The organism is Psychrobacter sp. T6-5, from assembly GCF_052258485.2.
In the GTDB taxonomy this organism is placed as follows: Bacteria; Pseudomonadota; Gammaproteobacteria; order Pseudomonadales; family Moraxellaceae; genus Psychrobacter.
Map to the genome: position 1 here is coordinate 2,441,184 of NZ_JBQQEY020000001.1, position 10,689 is coordinate 2,451,872.

The following is a 10,689-nucleotide window of genomic DNA, read 5'->3' on the forward strand; positions in this document are numbered from 1 at the left end:
GTGGCTTATCTGCTACTTGTTAAGTAAAATACATTTTTGCTGCATGAAATATTGCCATGGCTCGAACTATAGCTTTAAACCAAGGTAACTTATGATCGTTGTTAATCGTGACCTGTTTTGGTTTACCCTAACCGCAGATTGCTTAATCTGTTAAATTCACCGCTTAGCTGTTTAGCATTTAGGTGGTTTTGGCGCTTGCCTCTCACCTATCTTGGTTCCATACGCTAGACACTGGGTTATGACTTACTGATCTCTTATGTCTTTAATTGCTTTTTTTGGTGCGCTTGAAAGTGGTCTGATCTATGGCCTCGTCGCACTCGGTGTGCTGATCTCATTTCGTACGCTCGACTTTCCTGACTTGACGGCTGATGGTAGCTTTCCGCTGGGCGGCGCGGTCGCTGGCATCTCTATCGTTGCGGGTGTCAATCCGTGGCTCGCCTGTGCTTTTGGTATGCTAGCAGGCTCAGTCGCCGGTATCGTTACTGCATGGCTGCACGTCAAACTTGGCATCCTACAACTGCTTGCCAGTATCTTGGTGATGGTTGCCCTATATTCTGTCAACCTACGCATCATGGGCGCCCCAAACCTACCGCTACTTGGTGAAACGACGGTATTTAGTACTTTAGTGACTAATGGCAATGGCTATTGGATGCGCTGTCTGATTATCGGGATCGTCGTGGCGATTGCTATGATATTTTTAAACTGGTTTTATAGTACCGAAACCGGTTTATCAATGCGTGCTACGGGCTCAAACTTGAGAATGGCACAAGCGCAAGGTATTAATACCTCATGGATGACCATCATCGGTATGGCGATCTCTAACGGTTTGATTGCCTTGGCAGGTGCGCTATTTGTCCAGACCCAAGGCGGCGCTGATATTTCTATCGGTATCGGTACCATCGTCATCGGCCTAGCAGCAGTCATCATTGGTGAGACCATCATTCCTGCCAAACGTATTTGGTTAATTACCTTTGCCGTTGTGGTCGGTGCAGTATTGTACAAACTGTTTATTCAGGTCGCACTATCGAGCGATACGCTACGTAGTATCGGCTTTGGTCCGCAAGATTTGAACTTAATTACCGCGTTACTCGTGGTACTGGCTTTGGTCTTACCAAAAGCGAAAACGAAGTTTTTATCACGCAAAGTTCGCGCCTAATGACAGTTTAAGCAAGTGTCAACAGCACTTGCTTTGCTTGAAGAGATAATAAGGAATAACGATTATGATGCAAGCCACCGATTTACAGTTGACCTTTAATCCAGGGACACCTATCGAAAACCCTGCCCTACGTGGTATCAGTTTGAATATCGCTGATGGTGAATTTGTCACCGTTATTGGTACCAATGGTGCAGGTAAATCGACTTTTTTGAACGCAGTCAGTGGTACAACGCGCGTCGATAGTGGCTCAATTTTGCTAAATGGCATTGATGTTACCAAAAAATCCGCCCATCAACGTGCACACTGGGTCGCCCGTGTTTTTCAGGATCCAATGGCAGGTACTTGTGAAGCGCTGACGATTGAAGAAAACATGGCACTGGCCTATAAACGTGGCGGCAAGCGCGGTTTGAAGTTTGCACTTAACCAAAACAACCGTGACTTGTTCCGTGAAAAACTGTCTGTGTTAAAACTGGGATTAGAAAATCGCCTGACAGACCGTATGGGTCTACTCTCTGGTGGTCAACGTCAAGCCGTCAGCCTTCTGATGGCATCATTGCAGCCATCTAAGATTCTACTACTCGATGAGCATACAGCTGCCCTAGATCCAAAAACCGCCGCCTTTGTCTTAGAATTGACAGATAAAATTGTCACAGACAATAAGCTCACCACCATGATGGTGACGCATTCGATGCAACAAGCACTGGCGCATGGTACGCGCACCGTGATGCTACACCAAGGGCAAGTGGTCTTGGATGTGTCTGGAGATATTCGTAAAGGCATGACCGTACACGATCTACTAGATATGTTTGAGCAAACACGCGGCGAAAAGGTTGAAGACGATAGCTTAATTTTAAGCTAATATTTTTCAACTTATGAATTTTACGTAGCAGATATAACTGTTTTAGCTGCTCCTAAAACCTTCAAGAAAATTGATTTTTCTTGAAGGTTTTTTGTTATCTATAGTTAATGATCATATGAAGTTTCTGTTGACCATTATATAGTTGTTGTCTATCAATGCTTCGCTATTGTCATCTATCTATGAGGTCTGTCATGCGCAAAATTCCTATCTACTCCCACCCTGCCGCTGGTTGGCCTGCGCTGATCTCCTCGACTCAAAAGTTGATGGACTATCAGACATTTCTACGGGGTGGCCTAAGTGTATTCAAAAGCAATCAACCTCAGGGCGGATTTGACTGCCCCGGCTGTGCATGGCCCGACCATAAATCGCACAAATCCATCGATGTCTGTGAAAACGGTATAAAAGTCATTGCTAGTGAGACTATGACTCATAAAGCAGATGCCGAGTTTTTTGCGAGACATACCGTGACCGAGCTACAAGGATGGTCGGGTTACGAGCTTGAGCATAGTGGTCGTTTATCAGAGCCAATGTATTACGATGCCGCGCAAGATCGCTACGTCCCTATTCCTTGGGAAACGGCTTATAGCTTAATCGCTGAGCAGCTAGGACAGCTTGATTCACCCGATGAAGCACTATTTTATACATCAGGCCGCGTGACTAACGAGCCAGCCTTCTTATATCAGTTATTTGTACGCTGTTTTGGTACCAATAACTTGCCAGATTGCTCTAATATGTGTCATGAACCCACATCGGTCATGCTCAGCAAGCAGTTAGGTATCGGTAAAGCGACAGTCATGCTAGAAGATTTTGAGCAAGCCAAGCTGATACTAATGTTTGGACAAAATCCAGCTACCAATCATCCACGGATGCTAGAGATGCTCGCCCATGCACATGAGCAAGGGTGCCGAATCATTTCAATCAATCCCATGCGTGAGCAAGGCTTGAGTAAATTTAGAAATCCGCAAAAACCTACGCATATGGCAGCCGGTCAAAGCGATGATATGGTTGATGATGTCATTCAAATTCAAATCGGCGGGGATGCCGCGCTATTAACAGGCATTGCCAAATGGCTAATTGAAAATGATAAAATCAACCACGATTTTATCACCACTCATACCTCAGGTTTTGAACCGCTAAAACAATGGCTAACAGCGCAAACTTGGGAAGATATCACGCTTGGATGTGGTATCACTCAAACAGATATTGTCAATCTCGCTAAGCTAGTTGCTGACAGCCCAGCGACGATTTGTACTTGGGGTATGGGCATCACCCAGCACGTGCAAGGCGATGACAATGTCGCAATGATTACCAATTTACTGCTGCTGATGGGTATGATCGGTATTGAGGGTGCAGGTGCCTCTCCTGTCCGTGGTCACTCTAACGTTCAGGGCGATCGTACTATGGGTATTCATGAGCGTCCTAGCAAAAGCTTACTGGACAGTCTTGAGCGTGTCTTTGAGCGCCCTATGCCGCAAGAGCATGGCTATGACGTCGTTACAGGTGCCAAAGCGCTTATCGCGGGTCAATTAAAGGTCTTTATGGGTATGGGCGGCAATTACGCTGTAGCAGCCCCTGATACGAGCGCTATAGAACAAGCATTAACCACCACTCAACTCAACATATTTGTCGGTACTAAGCTTAATGAGACGATGCTATATCCTGGGGCAAACAACATTATTTTACCTTGTCTAGGTCGTACTGAGCGCATAGTAACGACAAAAGGTGAGCAGTTTGCCACGATCGAAGACTCAATGTGTCAAATCGTTCCGACTCAAGGCAAGCTAAAACCTGTGAGCGACACTTTAAAATCTGAAGCACAAATTGTGGCAGATATCGCGGTTCATGTGCTCGGCGCCGATTCATCTATTCCTTGGCTTGCGATGAGTGAAGATTTTGACCTTATTCGAGACTATATCGCCCAAGCTATTAACGGTTTTGAAGACTTCAATCAGCGCATTCGTAACTCGGAACGCGGTTTTCATTTGTATCATGCGGCGCGTCACCGCGTATGGAATACTAAGAGCGGCAAAGCGCAGTTTGAAGTACCGCAGTACCCCATTACGTATGTTGCAGCCCAAATGGAAGATGCGCAGGGCATTGATGACGAGAATACAACGCAAAAGTTAACGCAAAAGGTTTGGCAATTGACCAGTGTCCGTAGTCACGATCAATTCAATACCATGATTTTCGGGTTCAAAGACCGCTATCGCCAAACCAATCGCCGTGATGTGTTGTTTATGCATCCAGATGAAATCAGCCGCCTAGGCTGGCAAAAAGGTGACAGCGTTATAGTGACTCGCCAACGTGCTAAAGATAGTTCAGGACAACCACGCATACTAGGTCCACTGATATTAACAGAGATGGACATTGCCTCTAACGCCGTTGCCGCTTACTATCCTGAATGCAATGACCTGTTCGATTTAGACACACATGCGCCAGACTCTCATATTCCAGCGTACAAGTCGACGACCGTTATTTTGGAGCGCGTCAATGCAGGTGCTCGAATATCTGAGCCTGCGTAAATGACTATGATAACTGAAGATAGCGTTGAGCAGAGTGAGTTACCTAACATCGTCGATATGGTAAATCAAACTGATGAGGTTACGAAGAATATATCTGAAGATACTGCAGCGTCTGAGATGCTGCTTGCTCGTAACCATGTAGCGCATAAGCATTATTACTCATCAGATAATGGTCGACTTAATAATGGGAACAATACCTCTCAAGCTTATATCGAATCTCAGACTACCAGTTTGGCAATAGAAGCAGCGGTTTCAATTATCATTAATGGGATTCATTATGCAGTACTGATGGCCAGCCCTTATGAACTAGAGTACTTGGCTGTTGGCTTCTTATTTAGCGAGGGCTTGATTCAGCACAGTCACGAGTTACTTGACTGGGAAGTGACTCATCTTACGGATATTGATAGCTATCAAAAGTTTGCTCAAGATTCGATTGATGACAGTCTTGATTCAGCATCTGTTGAGCAAAGTTTACAACAATTTCAAGATTATGATATCTATGTCGTAGAGCTGGTGTTAAGCCAGCGTTGCCATCAACGCATTCAAGCTCAGAAGCGTCAACTAGCGGGGCGTACAGGCTGCGGCATGTGCGGTATCACTGGCCTGACACAGGCATTGCCCAACTTGAGCCCCTACTCACAAGCAAACATACATGGCTCTAAGGCAACCGTGCCAAGCCTTGACTATCTGTTGGCATTACGTCAGCAAGTAGATGCTGCACAGCATACACATCAACTAACAGGAGCTGTGCATGCAGCAGCAACGATATACAATGAGCAGCTATACTTATTTGAGGACGTGGGGCGCCACAATGCGCTCGACAAATTAATCGGTTGGCAACTGCGACAAAAGGTAGATGTTGATTGCGTACTCATGACCTCACGCCTATCGATTGAATTGATACAAAAATCTATTCGTAGTCACATACCTTGGCTCGTTGGGATGTCAGCACCAACCAGCACCGCAGTACGCGTGGCTGAACGCTATGGACTTGGGTTAGCAGGATTTTTGCGTAATAACCGAGTCACTTACTACTCGCAGGTCTGATCATCCACAGATACAAACAATACCAAAAAGACCAAAGGCAACGATAAAGAGAGCGCTCATCAGGTTAACATTCGATGTTTAACACTCCTTTATCCTTTTATTATCTAATAATAATTAAATATTGAGCAACTCAACCGATTGAAAATAAAGGGTAAATATATATTAATCAAAAATAACGCTTTTTTGCATGAAAAATGACTTGTAATTTGGCATATTTTTGCTAATATAGTCCACCTTGATTGGCTGGATGGCAGAGTGGTCATGCAGCGGACTGCAACTCCGTTAACGCCGGTTCGATTCCGACTCCAGCCTCCAATTATTTATTAACTTTACGTTAATTTTGGCTTGCATTATTATCACAACCGATTATAATAGCGACCACTTATCTAGTAACTAGATGGTCTATCATCTAGTTTACATGTTAGATAACACAAGTTTTGCCCGGGTGGTGAAATTGGTAGACACAAGGGATTTAAAATCCCTCGCTAGCAATAGCGTGCCGGTTCAAGTCCGGCTCCGGGTACCATTACATAGTCCTATACTATCTTATAGAACAGCTAAAGCCCCTGATATCAGGGGCTTTGTTGTATCTGGTGTTCTATACTGTCCTGCTCTATCTATCCCAATCCATGCATCTGATGTACACTACTATGTACACTGGTTTTTAAATGTACATTGGGGTATCAGTTATGGAAGCACGGGCAGAACGCAAACCTATCAGCTCCGACCGCAGCATCAGCAGTCATAAAGAAGATAACAAAGAATATCTGGTCTCTGTCAAAAACCATCCTATGCTTTATCTCATGGTCAGACCTAATGGCACTAAGTCTTGGGTTTATCGGTACCTGTCTCCTACTCATTCAAAAAACAAACGTATATCGCTTGGTGTATATCCAAACGTATCGTTTTCACGTGCCTGTGAAATTTGGCGTGAATATGAAGAGTTGTTGAGCCGTAATATTGACCCCAAAAACCATCGTGAAGAATTAAAGAAAAGTGTTATTAGTAAAAATAAAAACTCTTTTAATCATTTCGCTTGGGAGTATTTTGAAGGACTGGAGCAGACTCAAAAAGGTAATACGTTGATTCGTAAGAAAGGCCGTTTAGAGCTTATATGCTCTTATATTGGTAATGAGCCTATTAGTGAGATTGGCTCACCTAGAATGCTCGAAGTGTTACTAGACATCCAAGCTAACTCCTTAAATAAAGCTGGCAAGCCCACAGATAAGGCTGAACGCTGTGCAGGTATTGCTAGTGACGTATTTGTCTATGCTGGCGCTCGTGGGTTCTGTAGCAGCAATCCTGCGGCGCTTATTAAGAGTCAATTAGCTAAGTCTAGTTATGGTCATCGTCCTGCCATCACTAAGCCTAAAGAACTAGCTAAGCTGCTACGTGATATAGAGACTATAGAAGGTGATCCAAACACTATCAACTCTCTTAGGCTATTGGCGTTACTGTTCGTACGTAATGGTGATCTAAGGCTCATGCGCTGGGCTGATTTGGACTTGGATATTGGCAGGTGGACACTAAAGCCGCTCAAAGGACAAGGCAAGGTAAACATGGTCAAGGACATGGTTGTGCCTCTATCTCTTCAAGCAGTGGCTATTTTGCGTGAGCAGCAGAAAATCAATGGTCATACCGAATATGTCTTTTTTAGCCAAACGGCAAAAAAGCACCAGATAATATCTGATGCGACTGCCAATAAGCGTCTAAAGGATTTAGGCTATAAAGATATACATTGTGCTCATGGATTTAGAGCCACGGCGAAAACTATTCTGCAAGAGCAACTAAAGTACTCTCTTGTGCTTGTTGAGATGGCATTAGGTCATACTACTAAAGATCCTAATGGAACCGCTTACGGTCGGTTTGAGTACATCGACGATCGTAGCGATATGATGCAGAAATGGGCAAACTACTTAGATGCGCTCAGGGAAGGCAATGACACGGCTGAGTTTAGAGCAGATGCTCAATTACAAGCTGACTCTACTGCCCAGCTGCAAGCATTCATTGCAGAACTAGGAGAAGACCAAGTATTAGCTATGTTGAAGAACAAGTCTTAAGTGCCTGATTTTTAAATAAACTGAAGAATATAATATTAGCTAAAAAGCCAAATTACTCACAACAAACATCCTAACCAGAACCACTTAATCGAGCCTTATTATGCTAGACCCATCCATTGTAGAAATTTACCGTCAAACCAATTATCAGTTTGGTGACATATTACTTAAAATTGACAAAAAATCGTGTGAGGCGAATTCTCTATTACAGCCATTTGCGCCAGCTGGTGGCGTATTTATAACAGCTTGGAATCCAATGGGTGACAAGCTTACTGCTGAAGTAAATAGACAAGCCAACCAAAAGCTAAAAACCATTCTGCTAAACAAAGGGTTAATTGTTATTGATGGCTATGGTGAAAGTGAGGATAACGAGTGGCGAGAAGACAGTTTTTTCGCTTACCCGATAGATAAAGGCACCAGCCTCAACTTATGTTGTAGCTTTGAGCAAAATGCTGTGTTATATGTTACCACTGATGGCTTACCTACCTTACTATTAAACCCTAATTTTGCTTAGCTTAAAACTTTAATTATTACGCTAATGATTAGCCATATAAGTTATTTACTTAACGAGATAATAACTGTTAACAAGCACACTTTCCTTTTTTATGTATTTACAAATTTAAGAGTCAGCTATGGGCATTATGCAGCAATCAAGTAAAGCGCAAGATAGAACGTTAGGTATATGGTACCAACACATTAAACAAGGGCAAATTAAGTTACCGCGTTTTCAAAGGTTCGAAGCATGGGATCGTGGTCGTATCACCAGTTTTATGAATACCATTATCAACAATCTCCCTGTAGGGGTTACGCTTGCACTAGAAGTAGGTAGTGAAGAAAAGTTCATTTCAAGATATATAGTAACGTCAGAACCAGCTACTATCGGCACTGTAAACCAGCATTTGCTTGATGGCCAACAACGCTTAACCGCCTTTTGGCGCAGTATGCATAACAATTATGAATCTGAGACATTCTTTGTTTACCTTCCTGAGTTCGATCAACGTGAAACAAAATATAGTGACGAGATTGAGGTTTATTGTCAGGGAAGATGGCACTCTAAAGACGGACGCAGAATGCCATTATGGGCAGATGATCCTGTAAACTCGTTATATAGAGGGTTTATTCCAATTCACCTATTATGCCCTGGCGATCTGACTAATCAAGTTGATAAGTGGGTGAATGAGTCAACCAGTAACTTAGAGCCTAATGATAATGATCCAAATGCTCTTACTAAATATAAGCTGTATACAGCAACTAAAGAGAAGCTCAAAGACGAGATCAAAAACTTACGAGAGCGAGTGACTCATTTTAACTTACCATACCTATCACTGCCCATTGAAACACATAAAGACGTTGCATTGCAGGTATTCATTAACATGAATACCAATAGTAAACCTCTTTCTCTTTACGATATTATCGTGGCTGAAGTTGAAAGTGTAGCAGGCAAATCTTTACATGATTTAGAAAAACAGTTAGTTGGTCAATGTCCAAGAGCGATAAGATTTGGTGATGTCAGAGATTTAATTTTATCGACATCTGCTTTATTGCAAGACAAAACGCCTAACCATAAAGGCATGGTAGAAATGGACAAGCAGATTCTATTAGAAAATTGGGATATTTTAGAATCTGGATTAGAAAAAATGGCTTGGCTACTAGATAGCCAAGGTATTTTTGATGCCGCAAGACTACCTACCAACGCAGTTCTTGCAGTAATTGCAGCTCTATATGATTTGATTCCAGAGCATGGTGATTTTGTTGCAAAAGCTGAGCAATTACTACGTGCTTATTTATGGTCTGCTTTTTTTACAAACCGCTATGAAAATTCAGCTGCTTCGCGCGCGTATGCTGACTATAAAGGTTTAAAGGCATTGTTAAGTAAAAAGGAGTTTTCTAACGCTGATTGGAATATTGTCCCTATATTTAATCGAGATGAATACCCTTTATCTAATACTGACTCTTTAGCTGAAGCAGGTTGGCCTAAAAAGGTTGGGATAGAAGCAAGAGGTGTACTAGCTGTAGCTAGCTACTTTGGTGCCTATGACTTTGCAGATAATCGTCAGGCAACGTTTGAGAGTATTCAACATCGCGAATACCACCACTTATTCCCAGATGCTTTATTAAAAGAAATCGAAAAAAATAGCTTTTATGCAATGAATTGCGCATTAATTACTTGGAAAACAAACAGAGTGATAGGTCGTAAAGATCCTATCGAATATTTAAAAGAACGTGTTGAGCTCTCAGATATGCAGTCGGTTCAAACAAGACTTAGAACCCATCTCATACCGTATGACCTATTAGCAAAAGCACACTACTCTAATATGAGTGACAAAGACCTAAAGTCACAGCTCAATAAGGATTTTGCCGAATTCCGACGCAAGCGAGCAAAACTATTTGAAATAGCTCTTAATAAGCTATGCTTTGGAGAGCAGCCAACTCTTGATGCAATTTGGAATGAATATCAAGGTAACTAGAAGGCGCTTAAGAAAGTTGTTAATAGACAGATTTGTATCTATCAATTGTTTGTGTGTAGTATATCAACTATAGGTGCTTATGACCTACCAGTAGGGCATAAATACTATACAAGCTGCAAAACACATTAATAACTTATGGATATTGATCATGACCAATATTTCAAGTAAAAAGTCTTTAGCCGATATGGCTGATGAAGGTGTAATAGAGTTTAGTGGCAGCTATGGTAGTAACCTTATACTGTCATCGATAGCTCAAATAAGACATGAAGTAGGAATAATTAAACAAGCAAGGCTAAGACCCAACGATAATGGCTTCTTTGTTGATTTTTACGGCGCTAATGGTAAGCCGCTATACGAAGGAAATGCTTTAACTCTCTCTGGCTCAAACGATATGTCTGAACCTGATATTTTCCATACGCAAAGAAACTTTAGAAACGAACAGGAAGCTATTTTTTTCTTGAAGCTCTTAGGGTTTAAGGATACTGAAATTATTAGCAATTAGTTATATATGACCTGATAGCTAAGATGGTATACATTATTTTCTTAGCTATTTAGTTTACTCTTAGGTCAACCTTTAATA

At 42.3% G+C, this 10,689-nt stretch carries 8 protein-coding genes and 2 tRNA genes; all 10 read left to right on the forward strand.

The window, feature by feature from the left end:
* The first annotated feature begins 256 nt into the window (after positions 1–256).
* The 10 genes from ACTXGK_RS25030 to ACTXGK_RS25075 all read left to right on the forward strand — a co-directional run bounded on the left by ACTXGK_RS25030 (position 257) and on the right by ACTXGK_RS25075 (position 10,611).
* Positions 257–1,156, forward strand: a complete 900-nt coding sequence (locus ACTXGK_RS25030) for an ABC transporter permease (protein ID WP_443515056.1) — start codon at positions 257–259, stop codon at positions 1,154–1,156.
* Positions 1,157–1,220: 64 nt separating this feature from the next.
* A complete protein-coding gene (locus tag ACTXGK_RS25035) occupies positions 1,221–2,015 on the forward strand; it encodes an ABC transporter ATP-binding protein (RefSeq protein ID WP_058024151.1) in 795 nt (264 codons plus the stop codon).
* A gap of 191 nt (positions 2,016–2,206) precedes the next feature.
* Complete coding sequence (locus ACTXGK_RS25040) at positions 2,207–4,537, forward strand: FdhF/YdeP family oxidoreductase (RefSeq protein ID WP_443515054.1); 2,331 nt, start codon at positions 2,207–2,209, stop codon at positions 4,535–4,537.
* Positions 4,538–4,594: 57 nt separating this feature from the next.
* The gene (fdhD, locus tag ACTXGK_RS25045) at positions 4,595–5,584 is read left to right on the forward strand and encodes a formate dehydrogenase accessory sulfurtransferase FdhD (RefSeq protein ID WP_443515425.1); all 990 of its coding nucleotides are present in this window, start codon (positions 4,595–4,597) and stop codon (positions 5,582–5,584) included.
* A gap of 241 nt (positions 5,585–5,825) precedes the next feature.
* A tRNA-Cys gene (locus ACTXGK_RS25050) sits at positions 5,826–5,899 on the forward strand.
* Positions 5,900–6,023: 124 nt separating this feature from the next.
* Positions 6,024–6,110: transfer RNA gene (locus tag ACTXGK_RS25055), tRNA-Leu, on the forward strand.
* Between the two features lie 163 nt (positions 6,111–6,273).
* Complete coding sequence (locus tag ACTXGK_RS25060) at positions 6,274–7,644, forward strand: tyrosine-type recombinase/integrase (RefSeq protein WP_443515052.1); 1,371 nt, start codon at positions 6,274–6,276, stop codon at positions 7,642–7,644.
* A gap of 100 nt (positions 7,645–7,744) precedes the next feature.
* On the forward strand, positions 7,745–8,155 hold the full coding sequence (locus ACTXGK_RS25065; protein ID WP_443515051.1) for a DUF3293 domain-containing protein: 411 nt from the start codon (positions 7,745–7,747) through the stop codon (positions 8,153–8,155).
* Between the two features lie 118 nt (positions 8,156–8,273).
* Positions 8,274–10,109 carry a GmrSD restriction endonuclease domain-containing protein gene (locus ACTXGK_RS25070; RefSeq protein ID WP_443515049.1) on the forward strand — a complete coding sequence of 612 codons (1,836 nt, stop codon included), beginning with the start codon at positions 8,274–8,276 and terminating at the stop codon, positions 10,107–10,109.
* Between the two features lie 148 nt (positions 10,110–10,257).
* Positions 10,258–10,611 (forward strand): hypothetical protein, encoded by a 354-nt coding sequence (locus ACTXGK_RS25075; protein ID WP_443515047.1) that lies wholly within the window; start codon positions 10,258–10,260, stop codon positions 10,609–10,611.
* The last annotated feature ends 78 nt before the right edge of the window (positions 10,612–10,689 follow it).

Coding starts and splice junctions, on each gene's coding strand:
- ACTXGK_RS25040 (WP_443515054.1), top strand. CDS start 2,207: ATGCGCAAAATTCCTATCTACTCCCACCCTGCCGCTGGTTGGCCTGCG.
- ACTXGK_RS25065 (WP_443515051.1), top strand. CDS start 7,745: ATGCTAGACCCATCCATTGTAGAAATTTACCGTCAAACCAATTATCAG.
- ACTXGK_RS25070 (WP_443515049.1), top strand. CDS start 8,274: ATGGGCATTATGCAGCAATCAAGTAAAGCGCAAGATAGAACGTTAGGT.
- fdhD (WP_443515425.1), top strand. CDS start 4,595: ATGGTAAATCAAACTGATGAGGTTACGAAGAATATATCTGAAGATACT.
- ACTXGK_RS25030 (WP_443515056.1), top strand. CDS start 257: ATGTCTTTAATTGCTTTTTTTGGTGCGCTTGAAAGTGGTCTGATCTAT.
- ACTXGK_RS25075 (WP_443515047.1), top strand. CDS start 10,258: ATGACCAATATTTCAAGTAAAAAGTCTTTAGCCGATATGGCTGATGAA.
- ACTXGK_RS25035 (WP_058024151.1), top strand. CDS start 1,221: ATGATGCAAGCCACCGATTTACAGTTGACCTTTAATCCAGGGACACCT.
- ACTXGK_RS25060 (WP_443515052.1), top strand. CDS start 6,274: ATGGAAGCACGGGCAGAACGCAAACCTATCAGCTCCGACCGCAGCATC.